A 25,418-nucleotide genomic window follows, 5' to 3' on the forward strand; every position below is an offset into this window, starting at 1 on the left:
TTATGCAACAGAAAGCATTTGAAATAGAAGGTCATAGAGGTTGTCGAGGGTTAATGCCCGAAAACACTATTTTAGCTTTTAAAAAAGCATTGGATTTAGGTGTTGAAACATTAGAGTTAGATGTTTGCATTACGAAAGACCAGCAGGTAGTAGTTTCGCATGAGCCATATATCAATGCGCTTTTTTCTACCCATCCAAATGGTTTAGCTGTTACCAAAAAGGAAGAAAAATCGCTGAATTTGTATCACATGACTTATGAAGAAATCAGTCGATATGATACTGGTTTGCGTGGCAATAGGTTTTTTCCTGAACAACAAAAACTGGCTACTAACAAACCTTTATTAAATGAAATGTTGGCTTTTTGTGAAGGTTACATCCAACAAAAAGGACTCAACCTTGTTCATTATAATATTGAAATCAAGTCGGAAGAAAAGGAGTATGGCATTTCTCAGCCTGAAAGCATTGAAGTATTTGCTCATTTAGTTTACCAAACAATCATCCAATACATTCCTTTCGAAAGAGTAATTATCCAAAGTTTTGATTTTAATGTCCTTCGTTTTTGGCATCAGCAAATCCAAATAAAGCAGTATGATAGATGTACTTTATCGGCTTTGGTTGAACGTGAAGGCATTGAGCCTTCTTTGCAAAAACTTGGTTTTATCCCTGATGTTTTCAGTCCTTATTTCAAACAATTGACTAAAGGAAAAGTAGCGATGTGTCATCAAAAAGGGATGAAAGTAATTCCTTGGACGGTAAATGAAACGTCGGATATGTTAGCCATGAAAAATATTGGAACCGACGGACTCATTACCGATTATCCAGACAGAGCCTTAAAATTATGGAAATAGGCATTTTGTGCAGTATTTTTGTTTTTACATTTTCAATTATAAAAGTCTAATGGTTACTTTCCCAAACGCAAAAATCAATATTGGTTTATACATCACTGAAAAACGTGCTGACGGTTTTCATAACCTCGAATCTTGTTTTTATCCTGTTGGTTGGTGCGATATTTTAGAGATTTTACCTGCCGATGAATTATCTTTTAAAAGCACAGGCTTGCCTATTCCAGGGAATCCAGACAGTAATCTTTGCCTAAAAGCATATCATTTATTAAAACAAGATTTTGATATTCCACCCGTCACTATCCATCTTCATAAAGTTGTACCCATTGGAGCAGGTATGGGCGGAGGTTCAGCAGATTGTGCCTTTACTATTAAAACATTGAACGAACTTTTCGGGTTAGGTTTAACAGTGGTACAAATGGAAAACTACGCTCGCCGTTTGGGGAGCGATTGTGCCTTTTTTATTCAAAATCAGCCACAATATTGTTTCGGGAAAGGAGATGAATTTGCTGATATTACTATTGATTTAACAGGAAAGTTTATCTTATTGGTAAACCCTAACATTCATATTTCTACTGCCGAGGCTTATTCAGGAGTAAAGCCACAAAAGAATGAGATTGACTTAAGAGAAGTATTGAAAGAACCTGTTCAAACATGGAAAAATGTGGTAAAAAATGATTTTGAAACGCATCTCTTACCCAAATATCCACGTATCGAAAACATCAAGAATAAATTATACGAGCTTGGAGCTTCGTATGCAAGCATGACTGGCTCAGGCTCAACGGTATTTGGAATTTTTGAAGAAGCAATAGAAGCACAAAAACACTTTGAAGAATACGCCGTTTGGGAAGGGAAACTATAAATAGATTTGAAGATACGCTAATTTGAAAACTAATTACTGAATTTTCCTCTGTAGTAGTCTAAACTTAAGATTAAACACAAATATGCAACGCAGAGAACCTTTTAAATTTATGCTTCAGATGGCAATCTTCGGAAGTGGATTGATGTTTCTAGGCTTATTATTAACCTATTTGGGTATCGAAAGACCCAATGCAGGTTTTGGTAAGCTAATATTACCTCCTATTTTTTGGGTAAGCACTTTGTTAATGTTAATCAGTAGTCTGACACTTCATTTAGCAAATTTGAATTTTAAAGAAGATAATTTTTTCAATTATCGTATCTATACTTGTATTACGCTTGTATTGGGCTTACTCTTTGTTGTCATGCAATTAGTAGGTTGGCAACAACTATTATCGCTCAATGTGAATAATAACCTCCGTACTGCCCGTGGGTTTGTCTATATCCTTTCAGGGTTACACATCTTACATCTTCTGGTAGGACTATTTTTTCTAATCAAAATATTTTTGGAAGCTATCAAAAGGATTCCGTATATCGATTCCTTTGTATATTCAGTTAATCCTCCGAATCAATTAAAAATCAATCTGATTGTATTCTATTGGCACTTTGTAGATTTGCTCTGGATTATGTTGTTTCTGTTTTTACTTTGGCAAAACTAAAAGGTGGATTTGCAATTACATGTAAACATTTCTCTCACAAATCCATATATCGCTTAAAGGTTAAAAGTAGCACTTAGATAATAAAAGCCACCTACACTTGGCCCAGCCAAAAAGTTATAATAATAGTTATTTAAAAGGTTTGTCCCTCCTAATTTCAGTGTCAAGTTTTGTGCTGGCAAAGCATACGTCAGTTGCCCATCGAGTGTTGAATAGGCTGGTACATTGCCCGTTGCTAAAGACGATTGCCATAAGAACTCTTCTTGCCATTTCAGGTTGATATTAAATCCTAACCGCTCTGTGATTTTTCGATTACTGAGCGAAACATTCATTATCCATCTTGGTGTATTAAAGGCTTCTTCCAATCCATCGTTAGTGGTCTTATGGTCTAACTGAGCATACGATGCATTTCCCGAGAGCATAAAAGTTTTATAAACCCTATAACTCAACCCTATGCTTCCACCATAATTGAAAACAGTGGTTTTAGAGTTTGTCCATAAACGATAGCGTTGATTTTTAGTACGGTCGTTCAAGGCAAAGGCGATTGAATCGGGATTTGCACTAGCAGTAAGCGGTAGATTTGTTTCTACCTGAGCCATAAAGTTCTGATATTGATTATAATAAAAATCAATGTCAACGTATAGTCGTTTATCAAACCATTGTCCTTTATAGCCAATCTCAAAACTATTCACTGATTCAGGCTGAATATAACCATAATCATTCTTTTTCAAAAGACCTTTGTTCTTCACTACTGCTTGTGCCGTTGTGAAACCATTTTTATTGACATCGTTGGTAATAGCTGTTTGAAAAGCATCGATAGACGTTTTGAAATAAGAGTTTTCAAATATTCCCTGAGACATTATTGGTAACCCTCCTACTCTTTTTACACCTCCGCTATTGACATTCGAGAAAGCCTCAAAAAGACTTGGGAAACGATAAGCATTTTGATAAGAAATCCTAATATTCTGGTCGCCAGTTGGCGAGTAAACAAGGGCTACTCTCGGATTCCATCGCAAATCGAAATACTGATTTTTATCGGCTCTCAATGCTCCATTGAATTTGAGTTTATCATTCAAAAACAGTTTTGTTAACTGCACAAACCCTCCTACTTTATCATAAGTCAGGTTTTGATCAGGCTTTGTAGGATTAATAAAGTAATTTCCATCCGGTACTACTTCAAATGTTCTGTAATCCACACCTGTCAGGATATTCAATCCCCATTTTTCTCGTAAGTTGCTCAATAACTGCTGGGTTAAATCTGCTTGTGCCTCAGCATGATATAACCACGATTGTACGCGCAAAGCCGCACCAATATCCCAGTTATTAATATCGCCTAATTTCTTGATTAAGGCATCAAAATCAGCTGTGTGAGGTTGAGGTCTTCCTTTATCTGCTTGGCTACGGGCTAATTGCAACGCTTCGGTAACACTTTTACCTGTATTCGTACTAGCATTGAATTGATTGGTAAAATCTGTAAACCAAGCATCATCCCCTTTAAAACTACGGTCGATATTCTCAGCCATTGAACGAATGTTATACGACTGCCCAGTATTCTCGTGAGTCATATAGATTTTTGCTTGAATAGAGGGCGACTTTAGGCTAATACTATGCTGGTCGATACTGTAATCATTCAATCGAAAGCGGTTGGTACGTTGGTAAAGGTTATCTAATACTCCGAAACGATATGTATAAGCTATCTCCCAGTTTTTGATAGGACGAACGAACAAGCTAATGTCTCCCTTAATATTTCTGAGAGAAAAATCAGCTATTTCTTTTTCCATGTATCCTGTTCGGGCGACAGAATAACGTTTGCCCCCTAAAGTCAAATTTCTTCTATTCGACGATTCATTTCCATATCCATTGATACCGTCATAAGCGGGATTGTCGTTTCCAAAAAGGTTTAAGCTAGCATTCCCATTCGGGTTTAAATCGCTGTTATTATCCGAAATCCAATCATAGCCCGTCAGGTATTCAAAATTAATTTTTGTGGCAAAAATGTTATTAAATACCTTTGCCCAGCGAATAGAGCTTTCACTAAAAATATGCACAGAAGCATTACTATCATTAAAATGATTGACACCTGTTTTCTGCTGAAAACTAAGCCCTTGATACTCAAATGGATTTTTAGAGAAAATATTCACCAAACCATTGAGTGCATTCATCCCGTATAAGGCGGAAGCTGCACCATGCAGCATTTCAACATGGTCAACATCCAAATCGGTAGGTGCTAAAGCACTAGCGATGGGCGAACCAATATGTGGTGCTTGGTTATCGACACCATCTACCAATTGTACAAATCGTACATTGGTAGGGTTTGCAAAACCACGGGTATTGTATACCTTAAAACCCAAACTTGACGTCAGTAACTGTACTCCTTTGATATTTTCGATAGCATCATAAAAGGAAGGTGCAGCAGCATTTTGAATCGTTTTATTATCCAATAAAGCAATGCTTATTGGCGATTTCAACACACTTTCGGGCGTTCTTGATGCTGTTACGACTACTTCTGATAACTGGCGAATGGTATCTTTATAAACTATCTGTTGGATTTTTTTCTGAGCTTGAACTGTAAAACTTACTGTAGCCAAAATACTCAGTAAAAGGAAATATTTTGTTTTAAAAGCATTATATTTTGTAAAATATAACGATAGACATCTGAATAGAGTTATTATCATAGAGGTAACGTTGATGTTAAAATAGTAGATAAAGTTTAAATGAGTAGCTGTTTTACGATTATAACTATTAGGTAAATATCAATTTGGCAGAGGCAATTATTAGCCCCAAGGCCAACAAGTAACGAAGTGTAGGTAGGTTAAACTTTTGGCTACCAAAATACGAGCCTAGCAAGCCTCCTAAAATAGTAGCGCAAATAGCCCATTGTAGATTCTCAGGAATATGCATATTTCCTTTAGTAATTTGTCCGTATAACCCAGAAAGAGAATTAACAAAAATAAAAAGTGCAGAAACTGCGGCAGTTTCTTTGAGTTTTGCCCATTTCATCAACAGCATTAGCGGACTCAAAACGATGCCTCCGCCTATGCCAATCATTCCCGACAGCAAACCTATTATTCCGCCAGAGGTCAAGCCAGCCCAAAGTGGTACTTCTTTGTTTTCGGTTTCTTCTTGTTTGAACTGATACAATAAACGAGCAATGGAAATAAGAATACAAACGGCTAGAATTTTCTTATAGATGGCATCTGAAAGGGTCATAGTTCCTCCTAAATAGGCAAAGGGAATACTGGCTATAGCAAAGGGCCAAAATAGTTTAAACTTAAAATGACCTGCCCGATAAAATCCCAAAAATGAAAAGAGGGAAACTGCAAGGTTCATAATCAAGGCCGAAGATTTCATTAACGAAGGAGCTACTCCCACAATCGCCATGACTGCCAAATAACCACTCGCACCGCCATGCCCTACAGAAGAATATAAAAATGCTACGATGCTTAAAAGTAATAGCATCAAAAGAAAAGTTGAATCCATATCAAACGTTATATTTAAACAAATATAGCGATTTTCAATAAATCAACTGCAATTGAAAACATCAAGCATTAACTATTTTTGGTTTTCCTGAGCAAGAAATGCTTGAAAACGAGATTGAAGAGACTTATAGGCTTCGATGGCTTGGAGCCCTTCTGGCGTAACGATGGTACCTCCACCGCTTTTACCGCCTACTTGGGTAATCACAAAAGGTTTGGTTGACTGAGTATTCATGGAGGTAATCAAATCCCAAGCTCTTTTATAAGACATTTCCATTGCCTTGGCGGCTTTGGAGATTGAACCATGTTCAATAATCAGTTCTAATAATTGAATTCGTCCTTTGCCTAGAAAACGCTCTGAACCATCATGGTTTTCTATCCAAATTGTTCCTTTTACACATATATCATTATTTGTTGGAAGAAGGGATTTCATTTTTTTGACTCTTTCTGGACTTTAGGATTTAGGACTTTAAGACTTTAAGACTTTAAGACTTTAAGACAAAAGACATTTTGATTTTAGGGATAGCTCATAACTTAAAGCTGAAAGTCGACATCTAAAAGCTCATCACTCGTTGCTCATTGCTCAAGGCTGACAGCTCATCGCTCACGGCTCAAAGCTATCACACACAAACCTCTTTAGCCAATACTAAAATCTGTTCTAAAAATTCTCGTGAGTTACTCAATCTTGGTACTTTATGTTGTCCGCCTAATTTTCCACGATTACGCATCCAAGCATAAAAAGTCTCCTTCGGTACTACATTCACCTTTGGGGGACTCAATACCATATCTTTATATCTTTTGGCATCGTAATCAGAATTAATTTCTCTGAGCGTTTCATCCAACACTGTATTGAATACCTGCTGGTCGTTTGGTACTTGCGAAAATTCAATAATCCATTCATGACAGCCTTGTTGCTTGTTATCCATATATACAGGGCCAGCAGTATAATCACTCAAAATAGCGCCCGTTGCTTCACAAGCACGCGTAATAGCTATTTCGGCATTTTCAATAATCAGTTCTTCGCCAAAGGCATTGATAAAATGCTTGGTTCTACCTGATATTTTAATCCTGAAAGGATAACGAGAAGTAAACCTTACGGTATCACCAATTTTATAACGCCATAAACCCGAATTAGTCGAAATAAGGATAGCATAGTTTTTATTCAGTTCTACCTCCTCTATTGTCAACGCTTTTGGATGAGCTAACTCAATTTCTTCCATCGGAATAAACTCATAGAAAATACCATAATCAAGCATCAAAAGCATTTCATCTTTTCGATTAAAATCGTCCTGAATCCCGAAAAATCCTTCGGAAGCATTATAGATTTCAAGATAATTTACAGAAGAAGACGGAAAAACTTGATGACTGAACATTTCACGATAAGGTTGAAAAGCCACCGCTCCGTGAATGAAAAACTCAAAATTTGGCCATACTTCCAAGATATTATCTTTGCCCGTAATTTCTAATATTTTGTCAATCAATACTAAAGTCCAAGTAGGTACGCCTAAGATACTCGTAACATTTTCCTGAGAAGTTACCTCAGCCATTTTTTGAATCTTCTCTTCCCAAACATCCATCAAGGCTACTTCTAAAGAGGGTGTACGGATGAGTTGAGCCCAAATCGGAAGGTTTTTCATGACCACAGCCGAAACATCACCCAGATAAGTGCGAGCATTTAACTGATTAGACTGCAAGCTTCCACCAATAGAAAGACCTTTGCCAGAAAAAACGGCTGTATCAGGTTTGTTTTCTACCAAAAGTGTCATCATGTCTTTTCCACCCATGAAATGACAATCGTCCAGAGACTCTTTAGAAACAGGAATGTATTTACTACGGGCGTTAGTTGTGCCAGAAGATTTTGAGAAATATTGAATATCAGAATGCCACAGAACATTTTGTTCTCCACGCATCATTCTTTCAATATAAGGATAAAGGCTTTCGTAATTTGAAATGGGTACTCTTTCTTGAAACTGCTTGATGGAAGAAATTGACTGATAATCATATTTTTTTCCCCATTCTGTATGCCTTGCCGACTGAATAAGACTCCAAAACATATCTTCCTGCGTTTCCATAGGTCGTTCCATAAAAGACTGGATACGGGGCAAACGTCTCTTCATCAACCAAGCGATTGTTTCATTAAGAATATCCATAAGTTAAGAATGTCGGCTTTAAAATTAGAGATTGTCTATTTACAAACTTAATAGAATTTATTGAATGTATCAAGTAAGCAAATAATAGGGTGACGCTATGCTAAAAATACAGAAGTCAGCTTTCAAGGGCCGACTTCCTGCAAATGCTTATTTTCTTCTTTTCAATGCTAAGTCCTGTGCAGTATCATAATATGCTCGTAGGTTGCTCCAATCAAATGTATCAGAAATGCTTTCTACGCGGTTTCGCTGGGTAATTCTTTCACGAAGCGACTGTTTTACAAATTTCAAAAGCATTTCCGAAAGTTGTTCTGCTGCTTTATGGAAATCTTGTGTTTTGCGGTTTACTACCATAACGCCCCACTGTTCATAGTCGCGCATGATTTGCATCATATAATCACCAAAACCCGAAAGGTCTGAAGTAATCGTAGGAACACCTCTGGCAATACATTCAAGCGGCGTATAACCCCAAGGCTCGTAATAGCTTGGGAAAACCCCAAGATTACAACCTCTCACAAATTGCCCATAATCAAGCCCGAAAAGAGGGTTTGTCGACACGATAAAGTCTGGGTGATAAACAATCTTTACTTTGTCTTCAGGATTGTTCATCAAATTTGCTTTTTTGGTATAATCTGTAATCCCATCTTCATTTTTAAGCAAGTGTGTTACCACTTTCGGGCGCTTGTTAGTTTTCCAAGTTTGAATGGTTCTACGCAAGCGCAAACGCCAGTATTCATCAATGAAGCCGTTCAAATCTGGCATCTGTAAATCTGTTGCCGAAGCCGAAGCATTGAAAAGCTTCTCGCCAATTTGTTTTTCAATAGCATTACAAGTTTCATGGATTTCGTCCATTACCGCTCTTGATTGTAATACCTCAGGGTCAATAGAATGATAAGGCTGTTTGGTAATAAAAAACATCACAACCGTTTTATCTATTTTGGCTTGTTTCATTTTCCAGTTCAAACGTGCCAAGGCCTCTAAAGTAATATCATAGCCTTTATTTGAAAACTCGTATCTACCCGACGTAAAGAAATAAAGCGTTTTACTTAAATCAAAAGGCTGGCTCTGGAAAAAATGCCCCATCACAAATTCATTGATACGGTCTTTGAAAAGCGTATGTAAATTTTGATGTTCGTGCATAGCCGAGAATCTTGTAATATTTAATCCATTCGGTAAAATCAAGTCTGGTACTTTACCCAACAAGAACTCGCATTCTCTGGCAGTTACATCACTCACCGTTGTCATTACATGACACATATTCGCAGCCAAGCGTTCGATGGTGGCTTGGGCTTCGATACCATAATGACGAGCTTCGTCTAGCCAATTGAACGTATGTAATTTATCGTAAAAATCAGGCACATTTCCTGCTAAATAACGCCCCAACATCGTAGCATGGGTAGTAAAAACAGTAGCGATTTTAACGTTATCTTTTCTCAAATCAGGAATACAAGTAGCCGACATCCATTCGTGGATATGGGCAACTATTTCCGTCTTATTTCCTTGGTCATTCGCCAATTCTGTTAAAAAAATACGAATCATTTCACCAAACAATATTGTTTGGTTTACGATGTCTTCAACATGTAATGTTGATACTTGATGCTTATCCCAAAGACTTGCTTTTATCTGATTAAGTCTGTCAGCAATGGATGCTAAATCAAACAATACAATTCTGGGTTTTCCTGTAACTAACCAATATCCATAATGTACCCCTAAACCCATCGAACGCATTTTCTGAATGGTTTTACCCAAAATTGAATCGTCCAAATCGTGAATAGGTTCAAATTCAGCAGAAGCTGTTTGCGGAAAATATGGCCCTAACAAAAAATAATTATTACCCCACTTTTCAACCATTGATGGCACTTTGGTACGAATTACAGTGTAGATTCCACCAACTTGGTTACAGGTTTCCCAAGCAATTTCAATTAAAACTTTTTGCTTATTAGCGGATGATGTGAGAGGGTTTTGAATTTCCATTCGTCGGTATTAAGTTTTAGAATATTTTCTGTTTACAAATATGAACGTAAATAATATTCATATTTTAAGAAAAATTAAAATAAAATCAATTTTACTTTTGCATGAATTTTATTACTCTTTCAAGCCAAAGGAATATTTTGTAATCTATATTTATTTATAAAAAATGCTAATATTGAAATGCAAGGCTGTCTTTAAATGTTGTTACTATTATATATACTTATCCTAAAAGTAATACACATTGCTGATAAATCGAATACAAATCTAAAAGAATGAGGACAAATTTGTGCTTAATTCTAATTAATATTTAACGCTTTTGATATTATGGAGTAATTAACATCATATTTACTCTTTTTAAGCATAAATGTTAGCTTTTTTAGCGAATAACTGAACAAAATAATACTTTATTGTGGTTGTAAAAGAGATGGAGAAATATCAACGAGACTATATTGAAAACGTAAAAATCTAGGTTTATAATCAACAAACACCCAAATACTTCTATCATCAGGTAAATATTAAAGTTAAAATATTCCAAAATTTGTTCGAAGGTTTTACGAACTTTGTGGCTGAAAAAAATCAGCAAAACCAGAGAACAACAATTATAATTATGCTAAGAAGACCCAGAAGAAATCGCCAGTCAGCAGCTATTCGTGCGATGGTAGAAGAAACAACTTTATCGGTTAATGATTTTATCTACCCGATGTTTGTGATGGAAGGCAACAACCTAACTAGCGAAGTAAAATCAATGCCTGGCGTTTACAGGTATTCTATTGATAAGATATTAGAAGAAATGTCTGTTGTACAGGACTTAGGGATTCGTTCTATCGCGCTTTTTCCGCTATTGCCTGAAGACAAAAAAGATAAGATTGCCTCTGAAAGCTATCGCCAAGGAAATGTTTATTTAGAAGCCATTCATCAAATTAAAAGTAAGTTTCCATCTATCGCCATCATGTCGGATGTAGCTATGGATCCTTATTCTTCTGATGGACACGATGGATATGTAGATGAAAAAGGGAATATTCTGAATGATGAAAGCTTAGAGATTTTAGCAAAAATGACTGTCGCTCAAGCAGAAGCTGGTGCTGATATTGTTGGTCCTTCAGACATGATGGATGGACGTGTCAGAGTACTCCGTGAAGCTCTGGATAGCAAAGGTTTTATCAATGTTTCTATCATGGCATATTCTGCCAAGTATGCTTCCGCATTTTATGGTCCCTTCCGTGATGCTTTAGATTCAGCGCCTAAATTTGGAGACAAAAAAACGTATCAGATGAACCCTGCCAATGTACGTGAAGCATTAATTGAAGCAGAACTTGATTATAGTGAAGGAGCAGACTTTTTAATGGTAAAACCCGCTTTGGCTTATTTGGATGTTATCAAATCATTGAATGATAATTTTGATATTCCAATTGCTGCCTATAACGTTTCTGGCGAATATGCTATGGTTAAAGCCGCTGCTCAAAACGGGTGGTTAGATGGCACCAAGACAATGGTTGAATGTTTGACATCAATCAAAAGAGCGGGGGCTAAAGTAATATTAACTTACTTTGCTAAAGAATATGCTAGTCTTAGCAAATAGTGTAGCAGTATTTAAACATGAGTCATCCCGAATTTTTCCTAAAATTGTGGGTTTTGGAGACAATTTGAGAGGTTTTCTAATTAATTATTGTCTAGCCCTTACTTTTCTTTCCTTGATGAAAGAAAAGTAACAAAAGAAAATCAAGAATTCCTAAACTCGCTCCGCTCAAACAGTAGGAATTCGGTGCCCATCAATCATAAAAAAGCGGTCGAAAAACTAATTTCGACCGCTTTTTTATGATTTTAAAATTCGGGATGACTCATGTTTCTCTTTTAAATTAATTCACATCCTTTCCTTCGCTCAGGGTTTTAATCATTTTGGTAATATTATCTTTCTCTAAATCGTTCGGAGCAAGCGGTAAAGCTAGTTTTGCGTATTTTATTGCATTTTTAAAATCTGCTATTGCCGAGTAACCCCTTGCTAAACCAACCAAAGGGGTATATTCGTTGGGGTTCTTTGTTGCATTTAATTTAAAGGCTTCAAAAGCTTCCTGAGTTTTCTTTTCCTTCAACAATGCTTTTGCATATTGGTGTATTTCTAACATATTACCTTTGGGTAAAGCTAATTTCATAGTAGCATCAGCTTCGCTATCTTTCCCTAATTTTCTTAATATGGCAGCTTTGGTACTAAGCGTTGTAAAATTTGCGTCGCCTACATAGCGTTCGGTAATAGATCGTTCTGCCCACGACAAGCCCTCTTCTAAGTTTACATTGTTTTTTAAACAATAGTTAGCGGCTTCATTTAAAGTTTGCCAAGTTCCCCCTTTTTCACCTCTCAGTTCATCTCGCATAGAAGCTAATACAAGAGGATATACATCTACTTCTACCTTAAAAGGAATCTTCCATTTTTCCCATAACAAAGCCACCGTAGCCGATTTTTCAGTCTGGTCAACAAACTCGTACTTTAGCCATTCAACTAAAGGCTGTTCTTTCTGCTGTTTTACGTTTACGCGTAAAGCATCTTCTTTTTCATCATAATAATAGCTTCCCCACGACGTAGCATTTTTTGAAAAAATAATTGTTACCTCATTTTCTTGTACTGCCATAAACAGCCCATATTTACCAGCTGGCAGCGCTTGTCCTTCTATTTTCACAGGTGTTGAAAAACTAATCGTCGTATTCATATTAGCTCCTGCTCGCCAAGGTGCCGACACAGATGTGCCAAAACCCAAATCTGCAAAGCCGTAATGCACTAATTGCCCCCAAATTTTACCTTCACGTCCTTTTACTCCTGGACGGTGATAATTAATTGTCACATCCGTTAATCCTATCCTTTCGCTAACAGAAGCCAGTTTATTTCCACCGTTGGGTGGAACAGTTAATTGAGCCAATACATCCAACATTAGGAATGTTGATAGAAATAATGTTAAAATAATTTTTTTCATGGTCTTTAGATTTATTTTTTGACAAAGGAGGAAAATAATTTATATAAAAATAATTATTTATAATGAATAGTATCCAATAGGATATTTTTTACGTATATTTTTAACGTAAAGTATATTCTTAAAATAATTTAAAATAAATTTCTTAGATTAGTACACTTTAATTAAAGATTATTTATAAATTCGCAAAACTGGATTTCTTAGGGTAGTTTATATGAGAAAAAATCGGTACTTAATCATCTTTATACTGTCTTTTTCACTCCTTAGCTGTGAGGTGAACGATTATGTACATCCAGATTCATTGCCCGAAATTACTCAGATTGGAAAACAAACTTTTGGTGCAAAAATTAATGGAACTATCTGGACGCCCTTTCAGCGATACCAAGCCAATCCTAATTTTAAGCCTGCACCAGTAGTTTGGGGTAAATATCAACATTCAACCCTCAGATTAACCGTAACTAATCAAAACACTTTAGAGTCGATTAGCTTTATGATTAATAATGTTCAGGATACTGGTAAATATCAGTTCATGAAATATTTTCCTAAAAATGCTGTTGAGTTTACACCTTTTGCAAGTGTTTATCAAAAGTGTATCAACGGTAACTGTTCTCAATACGCTATTTGTCAAAGCTGTGAAAACGAAGTGAATATTATCCGATTTGACCCTGTTTCAAAAATCTATTCGGGTACTTTTAACGTAACTTTTCAAAACAAAGACCAACCTTCTGACATTATTGCCTTGAAAGATGGTAGGTTTGACATCAAAGAGTAATTTTAAAATGTATTATTTTCAATCAAAAACAATTATATTTTACATTAATTCGGGTTGTTTGGTATTTCACTGAACAACCTTTTTTTATTGCCTAAGCTCAGTTAGTTTGTATATTTGTTGCCAAAAACAAGGTTTTTGTCTTTAACTTAATCCTAAAAGAATGCCTTTAATAAAACCTGTAAAAGGAGTATCGCCTACTGTGGGCAAAAATTGCTGGCTGGCCGAAAACGCTACCGTTGTTGGTGATGTAACACTTGGGGAAAACTGCACCGTTTGGTTCAATGCTGTTATCAGAGGAGACGTTAATAGCGTTTCAATTGGAGATAATTCTAATATACAAGACGGCGCCATTATCCATTGTACCTATCAGAAAACTAAAACGACCATTGGCAATTATGTTTCTATTGCCCATAATGCTATTGTTCATGGCTGTACGATTGAAGACAAAGTGTTGATTGGTATGGGTGCTATCGTGATGGATGGGGCTGTGATAGAAACAGGATCAATCATTGCAGCAGGTGCTATCGTTACACAAAATACACGTGTTCCTGCTGGAACTATTTATGCAGGTAATCCCGCTAAATTCTTGAAGAATATCTCTCCAGAAGCTGCGGAGGTATTTATGAGAACTGCCAATAATTATACCATGTACGCTGAATGGTTTAAATAGTTTTTTAGCTATTAGCTTTGAGCCGTGAGCTTTGAGCTTTCTATTAAATCATCCATTTCACAAGGAAATTATTAATTTTAAAATCTCAAAGCTCGATGCTCATAGCTGGTAGCTTAAACAAATTTTTCCATGCCAACAATATTCACTAAAATTATCAATGGCGAGATTCCTTGCCATAAAATTGCAGAGGACGAAAACTTCATTGCATTCTTGGATGTTATGCCACTTGCCGAAGGACATACTTTGGTAGTTCCTAAAAAAGAGATAGACTATATCTTTGATTTAGACGATGATTTATTGGCTGGTCTAATGATTTTTGCTAAAAAGATTGCTCCAGCATTACAACAGGCTATTCCATGCCGAAGAATTGGCGTATCTGTTATTGGCTTGGAAGTACCGCATACTCACGTTCATTTAATTCCTTTGAATACGATGAATGATATTAATTTTACAAGAGAGAAATTAAAACCATCGCAAGAGGAATTAAAAGCAACGGCTGATAAAATCAGAGGACTTTTATAATTCCAATTTGAAAATTTGAAGATTTGAAAATAATTAAATGCCTAATGGATTACATTCATTTTCAAATCTTCAAATCACCACATCTTCAAATCATCAAATCCTATTTCAAATATGTTTTCAAAATATTGATTTCGGCTACTGGCGTAGCTCTTTCATATAAAATTTTATAGACTGCGTCAATAATTGGCATATCTACACCATATTTCTCATTAATTTGATGAATACTCTTCACGGCATAATATCCCTCCGCTACCATATTCATTTCTATCTGTGCCGATTTAACCGAATACCCACGCCCAATCATATTTCCAAAAGTACGGTTTCTTGAAAACTGCGAATAAGCCGTTACCAGTAAATCGCCTAAATAACCGGAATTATTCAAATCTCGTGAAGCTTGCGGATAAGCATAATCTAAAAAGCGTTTGATTTCCTGCATGGCATTAGAAACCATTACCGCCTGAAAGTTATCTCCAAAACCTAAGCCATGGGTGATACCACAAGCCATTGCTACAATATTTTTAATCACTGCACAGTATTCAACGCCGTATAAATCTGCAATAGGGTTTGCCTGAATATATCTGCAACTCAATAAGTTAGAAAACTCTTGGGCTAAATTGATATTGGGCGAGCCAATCGTTAAATATGACTGCTTTTCTAACGCTACTTCTTCAGCATGACATGGACCAGCAATTACACACATCTGCGTAAGCGGTACACCAAATACTTTTTCCATCCAGTCGGTTACCAACATGTTTTCATCTGGAATCATCCCCTTAATCGCTGATACAACTTTCTTTCCTGCAAAGTGATTACGTGTAAGGTTTTTCAAAGCGTCGGGTACAAAAGCTGCTGGTACGGCCAAAATCACATAATCTACCCCATACAAGGCATCGTACATTTTGTAATATGCCTTTACTTTTCTTGGGTTAAGCAATGCATCTGTTAAATAGCTAGGGTTGTGATTATACTTTTTAATAAAATCAACATCCGATTTACGGCGAAGCCACCATTTTACTTTGACATTGTTTTCAGTTAAAATTTTGATGATAGCCGTTGCCCAACTACCACCGCCCAATACAGCAATTTGTGTGGGTAAACCTTTTTTGAAAGCAGGTATTTCTGTCATGTTAAATATTAAGGGAAGAAATACTTTTACTAAGACAATTAGTTCAAGTATCTATTATTAGCCCTGACTATCCCTTGATGATTAAAAGCATCTGTGCGGATTGCCACAAAGGTTGATTTGCAAAGCTAACAAGGCTCTGAGCAAAAAGAAAACAAAACAAAACAATATTTTGAAGAGATTAGTGTTCGTTGGCGATTAATGACAGAAATCTATAAAATAAAGGAGTCTCAAACAATGAATAAATCTTCATTATTTGAGACTCCTTACTAAAATGGTTTATTGATGCCAGTGTAAATAAAATTGCCGATTCCTTCCTAATTAGGATGTGACTAAAGTCACACCCTAAGAGAAAATGATTTTTATGCTTAATAACGAACACGTTTACTATATAATAAATCTATTAATCACTAGAGAGGGACTTAAGTCCCTCTCTAGTGATTAATAGATTATTCCCCTTTTGAAACTGCACTTAGATTTTGTAATTGATCTTCGCTATACACTTGTGAACGAATAATAAACCGCAGACCCAAAGGTATTTCTAAAGAAAAGCTAGCTCCCCTCCCTTCAACAACATCTAATGTTAACTGGGTATATTGCCAATATTCAAACTGAAAGGCACTCATAAAAAATTCGCACCCATGAATTTCGCCTAATAAAACATCGTTGGCGCCTGTTTTAAATTCACCAACAGGAAAACACATGGGAGCAGAACCATCACAACACCCTCCGCTTTGATGAAACATAATGGGTCCATGTTCCTTACGCAGGCGGTCGATTAACTCCTCTGCCTTGGCAGTAACCAATACTCTCGGGGTTTTGTCCATGATTTTTGATTTTAGTCGAATTTCGGTCGTCGGATGTCAGTTATCGGATTTTAGAAGTCAGCTTTTTGTCTACAACAAACATATACCTAAGGCTAAAATAAGAAAGCCGAAATCTGACGACCGAAAACCACAAACTCCTCACTCAGCATTCAACACTCCTCACTTAAAAGAACCCTAATGCCTTTTTGTCATAAGAAATCAACATATTTTTGCAAGAACGATAATGGTCGAGCATCATTTTATGATTTTCACGACCGAATCCAGATTTTTTGTATCCTCCAAACGGAGCATGAGCAGGATATGCATGATAGCAGTTTACCCAAACACGACCAGCCTGAATAGCTCTTGGTACTTGATACAATTCATGCGCATCGCGCGTCCAAACACCAGCACCTAAACCATACAGGGTATCATTAGCAATTTCAATTGCTTCCTCCACAGTTTTAAAAGTCGTTAATGCAGCTACAGGGCCAAAGATTTCTTCTTGGAAAACACGCATTTTGTTATGTCCTTTCAAAATCGTCGGTTGAATATAATATCCATTCACAGCATCGCCCTCTTGTAAATGCGCAGCTCCTCCACAAAGTGTTTCCGCACCTTCTTCTGCTCCAATTTTTAAGTATGATAATATTTTCTCGTATTGGTCGTTCGAAGCCTGCGCACCAATCATCGTAGTCATATCTAATGGGTGTCCTTTTTTGATAGCATTTACCCTATCAATTAATCTAGCAATAAAGGCATCAGCGATAGATTCGTGAACAAGGATTCTTGAAGGACAAGTACATATTTCGCCTTGATTCAAAGCAAACATCGCTGCGCCTTCCAAACACTTATCAAAGAAATCATCATCAGCCTCCATGATACTTGGGAAGAAAATATTTGGTGATTTTCCACCCAATTCCATCGTTACTGGAATAATGTTTTCTGAAGCATACTGCATGATTAAACGTCCTGTTGTAGTTTCCCCTGTAAATGAAACCTTCGACACTCTCGTAGAACTTGCCAAAGGCTTACCAGCTTCCAAACCAAACCCATTCACAATGTTTAATACTCCTGCTGGTAAAACATCTTGAATCAATTCTAATAAACACAAAATACTTACAGGCGTTTGTTCTGCTGGCTTCATCACAATCGTACAACCGGCCGCTAAAGCAGGAGCCATTTTCCAAGTAGCCATCAAAAGAGGGAAATTCCATGGAATAATTTGAGCAACCACGCCAATAGGCTCATGGATAATCAAAGAAAGTGTGTTGGGGTCATGTTCGGCAGCAGAACCTTCATCTGTTCTGATACAAGCAGCAAAATAACGGAAGTGGTCAATTACTAAAGGTAAGTCAGCATTGATGGTTTCTCTGATAGGCTTACCGTTATCAATTGTTTCAACAGTAGCTAAATACATCAGGTTTTGCTCAATAATATCAGCAATTTTCAGTAGAATATTACTTCGTGTTGTTGCTGAAGTCTTTGACCACGTAGCAAAAGCTTCATGAGCGGCATCCAATGCTAAATCAACATCTTCTTTTGTCGAACGAGGTACTTTAGTGATAACCTTAGCATCAATCGGCGAAGGATTTTCAAAATATTGCCCTTTTACTGGTGCTACCCATTTTCCGCCGATAAAGTTTTCGTATTGATTTCTAAAAATTGGTCTTGCTATAAGATTGTCGGTATTTGAGCTCGCAGTTACAGGAGCTTCTGCTTCAAGATTTTCCATAATAAAAATTAAATGCGTTTCGTGATTTATTTTTTACAAATTTATCTTGAATTATTACCATTACTGTTTACTTTTATATCACAAAACTTGATGATAGTATCATAGTATTTTTTTGTCATAATATTGAATTATTGTCATAAACATGATAATCGTATCATTAAAATTGACTATTGTATCATTTAATATTTAGCAAATTGCATCAGTAAGCTCATCTTAGTATTATTGTAAATAAAGTTTTACAGCACTTGTGCTACCATTAACCATTGGGTTCAATCAAATTAAAATGAAACAGATTCATAAGCCCCAGTCGCCAGCACTCAAGCCGGTAAAGGATTTAATTACGCTCGTTGAGAACCGTACTGTATATTCATTGGATAATTTTGAATTGAATATATTCGAGACTCATCAGCAAAGCGAAGACGTCCGTTTAAAGTTCAATAGCTTTGTGCTTACTACGATGTTTCGTGGTAAAAAAGTAATGCATTTGTTTGATAAGCAAGGTTTTGAATACCTCCCTGGCGAGTCAGTAATTGTACCAGCCAATGAGGAAATGAAGATAGATTTCCCAGAAGCGGATTTCTCGAACCCTACGCAATGCATGGCTCTTGCGATTAAAAGTGAGCAAATTAAAGAAACAGTTAATCTATTAAATGAAAAATATGCCAAAGTAGAAGAACATGAATCTTGGCAGATAGATTTAGATACCTTCCATTTAAAAAACTCGTTGGAAGTCAGCAATACCATTGACCGTCTTGTAAAAGTTTCTACAGAAACCAATTCAGCGAAAGACTTATTTGCCAATTTCATGGTTAATGAGCTATTAATCAGACTCATGCAGACACAAGCAAGGGTATTGATTGTAGATAATTATAAAAAATATGCTAATACCAATCGCTTTGCCTTCGTGATTCAATATATCAAAGAACACATCACCGAGAAACTGAATATAGAAAAGCTTTGTGATTTGGCTTGTATGAGCAAGCCTAACTTCTTTCGTCAATTCAAAAGAGAACTAGGCATTACACCTGTTGATTTTATCAATCAAGAGAGAATCAAGATTGCGAAGGAATTATTAGCTGAAACCAGAAATGATATTAGCGATGCCTGTTTCAAAGCGGGTTTTGGCAGTACCAATTATTTTTTTATCATCTTCAAAAAGCATGTAGGCATTACGCCCGGAAAGTTTAAGGAATTATGCTTATTGTCGGGAGGAAGAGGAGGAACTAATCTTAGTTTGCATCTTTCACAAAAAATGATTGGCTAAAAATATTCATTATAAACAAAAAGCCTTCACAGATTTAACTCCGTGAAGGCTTTTATATTTTTTAATAGTACGCTGGTATGAATTACAATCCTTTCGCTTTTTTCACGATTTCATCAGCCAAGTTTTGTGGCACGAATTCATAGTGAGAGAAAGTTAAGTTTGCAGTAGCACGTCCAGAAGACATAGTACGTAAGTCAGTAATATAACCGAACAATTCAGATAATGGAATATCAGCTTTCAAGATAACAGCACCTTGCTTAGAATCCATACCTTTCATCATACCACGACGACGGTTCATGTCACCAGTGATTGGTCCAGTGTATTCGTCAGGAGTAACTACTTCTACAGCCATGATTGGTTCCATGATTTTAGCACCAGCTTGTTTAGCTGCTTCTTTGTAACCCAAACGAGCCGCCATTTCGAATGACAACGCATCTGAATCGACATCGTGGAAAGAACCGTGATATAAACGTACTTTCATTGAATCCATTGGATATCCAGCTAAAGCACCATTTTTCATCGCAGCATCAAATCCTTTTTGGATTGAAGGGATAAATTCTCTTGGAATAACACCACCAACGATACCGTTAATGAATTCCAATCCTTCTTTACCATCTTCTCTTGGTCCGATTTCAAATGCGATATCGGCAAATTTACCTTTACCACCCGATTGTTTTTTGTAAACTTCACGGTGTTCAGTAGATTTCGTCAATGATTCTTTGTAAGCTACTTGCGGAGCACCTTGGTTTACTTCTACTTTGAATTCACGACGCATACGGTCGATGATGATTTCAAGGTGAAGTTCACCCATACCTTTGATGATAGTCTGTCCTGTTTCTTCGTTAGATTCAACCTTTAATGTAGGGTCTTCTTCAATCAATTTACCGATAGCTTTCGAGAAGTTATCTTGGTCAGCTGATTTCTTAGGCTCAATAGCATAACCGATAACTGGCTCAGGGAATACCATTGATTCAAGAACGATTGGGTGTTTTTCATCAGAAAGAGTATCTCCTGTTTTGATGTCTTTAAACCCAACAACCGCAGCGATATCACCAGCTTCTAATCTTTCAATAGAATTTTGCTTGTTAGCGTGCATTTGGAAGATACGAGAAATACGCTCTTTGTTACCTGAACGGTTGTTCAATACATAAGAACCTGCTTCTAATACTCCTGAATAAGCACGAACAAAACATAAACGACCTACGTAAGGGTCAGTTGCAATTTTGAATGCTAAACCAGCAAATGGGTCAGTAACTGTAGGGTGACGAACGATTTCTGCTTCAGTACGAGGATCTGTACCAATAGTGTTTTGTCTGTCTAATGGTGAAGGCAATAATGCCATCACGTAGTCTAACATCGTTTGAACACCTTTGTTTTTGAAAGAAGAACCACAAAGCATAGGAACGATTTTCATACCAATCGTTGCTGCACGAAGAGCGGCTAAAATTTCATCCTCAGAAATTGATTCTGGATCTTCAAAGAATTTCTCCATCAAAGTCTCATCAAAATCAGCTACTGCTTCTAATAATTTCTCACGGTATTGAGTAGCTTCCTCAATCATGTCTTCAGGAATAGGCACAACTTCAAAAGTCATTCCTTTATCGTGCTCGTTCCATTTGATACCACGGAAGTTAACTAAGTCAACAACACCTTCGAATGTATCTTCTGAACCGATTGGTAATTGTAAAGGCACAGCATAAGAACCTAACATTTCTTTTACTTGCTTACAAACGTTCAAGAAGTCAGCACCAGAACGGTCCATTTTGTTAACGAAACCTAAACGAGCTACGTTATAGTTATTTGCTAAACGCCAGTTAGTTTCAGATTGAGGCTCAACACCATCAACGGCACTAAATAAAAATACAAGACCATCTAATACACGTAACGAACGGTTTACCTCAACGGTAAAATCCACGTGACCTGGAGTATCGATAATGTTAATGTGGTAATCTTGTTCTCTGTATTTCCAGCCTACAGTAGTTGCAGCTGAAGTAATTGTAATACCTCTTTCTTGCTCCTGCTCCATCCAGTCCATTGTTGCTGCACCGTCGTGAACTTCACCAATTTTGTGGCTTACACCAGCATAGTAAAGAATACGCTCAGTTGTTGTTGTTTTACCCGCATCAATGTGGGCAGCAATACCAATGTTTCTTGTGTACTTTAAATCACGTGCCATTGTTAATATGTTGATTATTTGTTTTTTATCGTTTTTCTTAGGTTAATTTTTACATACAAAACAGAATAACCAATATAGGTTCTCACGTATGTACTCCTTTATCCTAATAAATTAGGGTGCAAAATTACTGATTCTTAGTTAAATACAAAAGCGAAGTGCAATATCTTTTTATTAACTTGGGTAAATACAAAATATCCGAACAAAATAAAACACTGAATTGCAGAAAGGAATGGATTCCCTTGTTTCGCTATTTATACAGAATGTTGGTAACCGTTTTAAGGATTTACGAGGTACTTATCTAAAGTTATTGAGCATCTATCATCAAATGGTAAAGTAATTGATGATGCTTCCTAAGCCCTTGCTTACCTTTCCACATAAATAGCCCTTGCTGCATCAAAGAACGACCAGTATCATTTCTGGAAACGACTACTAGATGATTTCTGGAGTCAATGATCATAAATTGTCCTCCCCAACCCGATGCCCAAATAGTTTTATCATCTTGGTCAATCAGCCATAAATAACCATAATGATCCATTGGCTCATTATCTTTTACTGCTGAATAAGCTGCGGTGCTTTCTTTAATCCATTGCGACGAAACTATTTGTTTACCTCGCCATTTTCCCTCGTGTAATATCAAAAGTCCTATTCGTCCTAAGTCGGCGGCCGTCATATAAATGATATATTGTTCGTGCTCAGAAAAAGAAGGCTGTTTATAAGTCACATGGTTTGCCCTGAATTTTTCCATCCCTAAGGGTTTGACAAGCCATTCTTCCATCATTTGACCGATACTCATCTTAGCTTGTTTTTCTAAAATAGTTCCTAATACATTAAAGCCCCAATTGTTATAATAATAAAACTCGCCAGGCTTGTGCATCCCTCTTTGCGGACGCAATGCCTTCATCTCTTTGGTCTCTCCAGAGGCTTCAAGATAAATACCCGACCTTGACATCAGCAAATCTCTAATCGTACAAGTTTTTTCAAGGGCTGTCAAAGGAGCTTTCTTATCATCAACTCCCAATTCATCAAGTGTTTGGTTTAGCCGAACGATACCTTTGTCTATGGCTATTCCATACAAAACGCTGATAATGCTTTTTCGGGCAGAGTGAGTCATAATGGGCAAATCTACTTCGCCCCATTGTACCAGTATACTGTCATCTTTAATTGCTACGAAAGCATCATATTCTGTTTTACTTTTCAGGAAATCGTAAGCCTCTACGATTTTCTCAGGATTCCGAATTTGTTTTGTAAAAGGGAGCGGCTGGTAGGTTTTATTTTTACCATTCAAAAACCGCAAAGAGCAAGAACAAAAAAGTAGCGATGCTAAGATACCTAGATAAATAATTTTTCTCATGAGCGAAAGATGTTGATTTGTCCTGCAAACCAAGGCTTTCTTCCTCAGAAAAAACGCTCAAAACATTTTTTGAGAGTCATTATTTTTATGTTTCTCTAGAAATTCTTTAGGAGATACCCCTTCAATTGCTTTAAAGACACGATAAAAACTGGCTTCTGAATTAAAGCCACATTCATAAGCCAAGCCCGCAATTGATAATTTTTCAACATCGTTCGTTAAAAGCCTTTGCTTTATTTCGTCAATGCGATAGCGGTTGATAAGGCTTCGGAAGTTGGTATTCAATTCATTATTAATCACTGAAGAAATCAGATTGGGTGATAGGTTTATACTTTTTGCCAGTGAATCAATGGTTAATTCAACGGTTAGGTAAATTTTGTCATGTTCTAAAGCCTGTAGAATTGCGATTTGAGCTAGTTGTCGTTCAGGGTTTAGTAGGGCATTAGTCTCTTTTTGCTTGTCTGATACTAGCTTGACTTCTTTAGGAATGTTGAGAGGATTAATGTTATAGCCTCTAAAGCCCATATAATAAATTAATCCTGCCAGAAAAACATGAAAAAATTTCCATGATATTAGCTGGTTCTGCCAAAGACTAAAGCCTAATAAAGCTATCAAAATACCCGAAAGCACCATAATATTCCTGAGCCATTGCAACGTTGAGATATCAGAATTTGCTGTTTGCAGATAAGTGATTTTATCATAATGAACAATTTGACGATAACTTAATACCCAATAAACAATTGCCGAAATGACAGACAAGATATCTTCAAAAGCTTTTATTTCATTGAAATATAATGCCTCCGCCAATTTATCTTTTTCTCCAATAGTACTTATCGGTAACACAGTTAGATAAACTATTAATGAATAGGCAGCGAAAATAGCATAAGGTAAAAAATGCCAGAGGTATTTTTTACTGATTTTAAAAGACGAATTGGTTAATGAAATAGCATAAAAATAGATAATAGGAGCAATCAATAATTCTAATGAAATGGGCAAATAGCGTATAGAAGGATTATCCCAAAGATGGGTAGTATGAAGAATTATTTTGATGCATAAAATATTAAAAACAACAAGAATATAAGCCAATAGTCTTTTGTTGAGGTGTAATGGCTTCTGGAAAAACAGTGAAATAGATATTACAAAGCCTTGTATTATACCAACAAATAAGATTACCTCAAATACAGAAAATTGTTGGTTCATAGTATTTAGTTTTTTAGTAAAGTTAAATATGAAGCTGTTTAAACCATAAATAGTTTTCATTGGGTTGGTAACAAAACAAAAAACGTCTGTTGCAATTGCACAGACGTTTTAGTATCACCTAACCACTAAATATAATTTCTTTAATAAGTACCTTAATACTTATTTTGTATTAAATTTTTGCTTTAAATCTTGCTGATTCTAGTTGAGCTTGTTTTCCTTCAGAATTATTTCCGATGATAATCAATTCTCCTTCTATTTCAGTATCAGTCAATTTTGTAATATTTACTCTTCCCACTCCGTTCTTCAATCCTTCTTCGTTCACTAAGGTTGTTTGGTAAAAGTTGTTCAATTCTCTAAAATGGTTTACGTTTTTTATCAAATTCCCTATGTTTTGTACTTTACCTTCACCGGGGATAAAAAATGTTCCTTTTTCTTGAACACCGTATAACTTTACAAATACTGATTCCGACGTTTTTTCGTCTATTATTGCAATTGCTAAAGTTTTCAGCCCTCTTTCAATACCTTTTTTTACTTCTACCTTATCTGAATAAATTGTATGTTTATAACTTTCTTCAAAAGTGATTCTACCAGAGAAAAACCCTTTATTTGAGTTACTAATGACTTCTATATTTCTACTATAAGTAATTAATGTTGCTATGGAAAGTAATAGAATTGCTACTACTACTATTGGATTGTTTTTTAAAATTCGTTTCATAGGTTTATTGAAATCAATTATTTTCGCTTAGCTATTAATTTCTTGAGATCTATTAAAGATTTTGTACTTTTCTTATATTTGTCCGACAAAATTACAAATAATTTTCCCAAAATTACAAAAGACTTATCATTAAGTCACTTTTAATTTATTAAACGGTAAATATTTTGTTTAATGACG

General features: G+C 36.2%; 21 protein-coding genes. 8 read left to right on the forward strand and 13 right to left on the reverse strand.

What is annotated here, in order from left to right; genetic code table 11:
* Window positions 1-2 precede the first annotated feature (2 nt).
* From VB264_RS02965 to VB264_RS02975, 3 genes are all read left to right on the forward strand, one after another.
* Window positions 3-848: a glycerophosphodiester phosphodiesterase family protein gene (locus VB264_RS02965; protein ID WP_323246622.1), complete on the forward strand. Its 846-nt coding sequence runs from the start codon at window positions 3-5 to the stop codon at window positions 846-848.
* A gap of 49 nt (window positions 849-897) precedes the next feature.
* Window positions 898-1,704 (forward strand): 4-(cytidine 5'-diphospho)-2-C-methyl-D-erythritol kinase, encoded by an 807-nt coding sequence (ispE, locus tag VB264_RS02970; RefSeq protein ID WP_323246624.1) that lies wholly within the window; start codon window positions 898-900, stop codon window positions 1,702-1,704.
* An 82-nt stretch (window positions 1,705-1,786) separates the two neighbouring features.
* Complete coding sequence (locus VB264_RS02975; RefSeq protein ID WP_323246626.1) at window positions 1,787-2,359, forward strand: cytochrome c oxidase subunit 3; 573 nt, start codon at window positions 1,787-1,789, stop codon at window positions 2,357-2,359.
* A gap of 53 nt (window positions 2,360-2,412) precedes the next feature.
* Here the strand turns inward: VB264_RS02975 and VB264_RS02980 are convergent, their stop codons facing one another.
* From VB264_RS02980 to VB264_RS03000, 5 genes are all read right to left on the reverse strand, one after another.
* The gene (locus VB264_RS02980) at window positions 2,413-5,031 is read right to left on the reverse strand and encodes a TonB-dependent receptor (RefSeq protein ID WP_323246630.1); all 2,619 of its coding nucleotides are present in this window, start codon (window positions 5,029-5,031) and stop codon (window positions 2,413-2,415) included.
* A gap of 67 nt (window positions 5,032-5,098) precedes the next feature.
* Window positions 5,099-5,815: a sulfite exporter TauE/SafE family protein gene (locus tag VB264_RS02985; RefSeq protein WP_323246631.1), complete on the reverse strand. Its 717-nt coding sequence runs from the start codon at window positions 5,813-5,815 to the stop codon at window positions 5,099-5,101.
* Between the two features lie 93 nt (window positions 5,816-5,908).
* Window positions 5,909-6,265, reverse strand: coding sequence for a winged helix-turn-helix domain-containing protein (locus VB264_RS02990; RefSeq protein WP_323246633.1), 357 nt, complete (start codon window positions 6,263-6,265; stop codon window positions 5,909-5,911).
* A gap of 187 nt (window positions 6,266-6,452) precedes the next feature.
* On the reverse strand, window positions 6,453-7,982 hold the full coding sequence (locus VB264_RS02995) for a GH3 auxin-responsive promoter family protein (RefSeq protein ID WP_323246635.1): 1,530 nt from the start codon (window positions 7,980-7,982) through the stop codon (window positions 6,453-6,455).
* A 147-nt stretch (window positions 7,983-8,129) separates the two neighbouring features.
* A complete protein-coding gene (locus tag VB264_RS03000; protein WP_323246638.1) occupies window positions 8,130-9,953 on the reverse strand; it encodes a glycosyltransferase in 1,824 nt (607 codons plus the stop codon).
* A 604-nt stretch (window positions 9,954-10,557) separates the two neighbouring features.
* Between VB264_RS03000 and hemB the strand changes: the two genes are divergently transcribed.
* On the forward strand, window positions 10,558-11,529 hold the full coding sequence (hemB, locus tag VB264_RS03005) for a porphobilinogen synthase (RefSeq protein WP_323246640.1): 972 nt from the start codon (window positions 10,558-10,560) through the stop codon (window positions 11,527-11,529).
* Window positions 11,530-11,806: 277 nt separating this feature from the next.
* Here the strand turns inward: hemB and VB264_RS03010 are convergent, their stop codons facing one another.
* The gene (locus VB264_RS03010; RefSeq protein WP_323246641.1) at window positions 11,807-12,913 is read right to left on the reverse strand and encodes a DUF2911 domain-containing protein; all 1,107 of its coding nucleotides are present in this window, start codon (window positions 12,911-12,913) and stop codon (window positions 11,807-11,809) included.
* Between the two features lie 211 nt (window positions 12,914-13,124).
* Between VB264_RS03010 and VB264_RS03015 the strand changes: the two genes are divergently transcribed.
* The 3 genes from VB264_RS03015 to VB264_RS03025 all read left to right on the forward strand — a co-directional run bounded on the left by VB264_RS03015 (window position 13,125) and on the right by VB264_RS03025 (window position 14,874).
* A complete protein-coding gene (locus VB264_RS03015; RefSeq protein WP_323246642.1) occupies window positions 13,125-13,682 on the forward strand; it encodes a hypothetical protein in 558 nt (185 codons plus the stop codon).
* Window positions 13,683-13,842: 160 nt separating this feature from the next.
* Window positions 13,843-14,352: a gamma carbonic anhydrase family protein gene (locus VB264_RS03020; protein ID WP_323246644.1), complete on the forward strand. Its 510-nt coding sequence runs from the start codon at window positions 13,843-13,845 to the stop codon at window positions 14,350-14,352.
* Between the two features lie 129 nt (window positions 14,353-14,481).
* Complete coding sequence (locus tag VB264_RS03025; protein ID WP_309920890.1) at window positions 14,482-14,874, forward strand: HIT family protein; 393 nt, start codon at window positions 14,482-14,484, stop codon at window positions 14,872-14,874.
* 100 nt (window positions 14,875-14,974) lie between these two features.
* Here VB264_RS03025 and VB264_RS03030 read toward each other — a convergent pair whose 3' ends face one another.
* From VB264_RS03030 to VB264_RS03040, 3 genes are all read right to left on the reverse strand, one after another.
* Window positions 14,975-16,000, reverse strand: a complete 1,026-nt coding sequence (locus VB264_RS03030; RefSeq protein ID WP_323246646.1) for an NAD(P)H-dependent glycerol-3-phosphate dehydrogenase — start codon at window positions 15,998-16,000, stop codon at window positions 14,975-14,977.
* A gap of 446 nt (window positions 16,001-16,446) precedes the next feature.
* On the reverse strand, window positions 16,447-16,824 hold the full coding sequence (locus tag VB264_RS03035; RefSeq protein ID WP_323246647.1) for a DUF779 domain-containing protein: 378 nt from the start codon (window positions 16,822-16,824) through the stop codon (window positions 16,447-16,449).
* Between the two features lie 163 nt (window positions 16,825-16,987).
* On the reverse strand, window positions 16,988-18,538 hold the full coding sequence (locus tag VB264_RS03040) for an aldehyde dehydrogenase family protein (RefSeq protein ID WP_323246648.1): 1,551 nt from the start codon (window positions 18,536-18,538) through the stop codon (window positions 16,988-16,990).
* Between the two features lie 283 nt (window positions 18,539-18,821).
* Between VB264_RS03040 and VB264_RS03045 the strand changes: the two genes are divergently transcribed.
* A complete protein-coding gene (locus tag VB264_RS03045; RefSeq protein ID WP_323246650.1) occupies window positions 18,822-19,802 on the forward strand; it encodes an AraC family transcriptional regulator in 981 nt (326 codons plus the stop codon).
* 82 nt (window positions 19,803-19,884) lie between these two features.
* Here VB264_RS03045 and fusA read toward each other — a convergent pair whose 3' ends face one another.
* From fusA to VB264_RS03065, 4 genes are all read right to left on the reverse strand, one after another.
* Window positions 19,885-21,978, reverse strand: coding sequence for an elongation factor G (gene fusA, locus VB264_RS03050; protein WP_323246651.1), 2,094 nt, complete (start codon window positions 21,976-21,978; stop codon window positions 19,885-19,887).
* Window positions 21,979-22,282: 304 nt separating this feature from the next.
* Window positions 22,283-23,329 carry a serine hydrolase domain-containing protein gene (locus VB264_RS03055; RefSeq protein WP_323246652.1) on the reverse strand — a complete coding sequence of 349 codons (1,047 nt, stop codon included), beginning with the start codon at window positions 23,327-23,329 and terminating at the stop codon, window positions 22,283-22,285.
* A 57-nt stretch (window positions 23,330-23,386) separates the two neighbouring features.
* Window positions 23,387-24,526, reverse strand: coding sequence for a helix-turn-helix domain-containing protein (locus VB264_RS03060; protein WP_323246653.1), 1,140 nt, complete (start codon window positions 24,524-24,526; stop codon window positions 23,387-23,389).
* Between the two features lie 169 nt (window positions 24,527-24,695).
* On the reverse strand, window positions 24,696-25,241 hold the full coding sequence (locus VB264_RS03065) for a hypothetical protein (RefSeq protein ID WP_323246654.1): 546 nt from the start codon (window positions 25,239-25,241) through the stop codon (window positions 24,696-24,698).
* Between the last annotated feature and the right edge of the window lie 177 nt (window positions 25,242-25,418).

This window comes from Arcicella aquatica (assembly GCF_034928825.1).
GTDB classification, from domain to species: domain Bacteria; phylum Bacteroidota; class Bacteroidia; order Cytophagales; family Spirosomataceae; genus Arcicella; species Arcicella aquatica.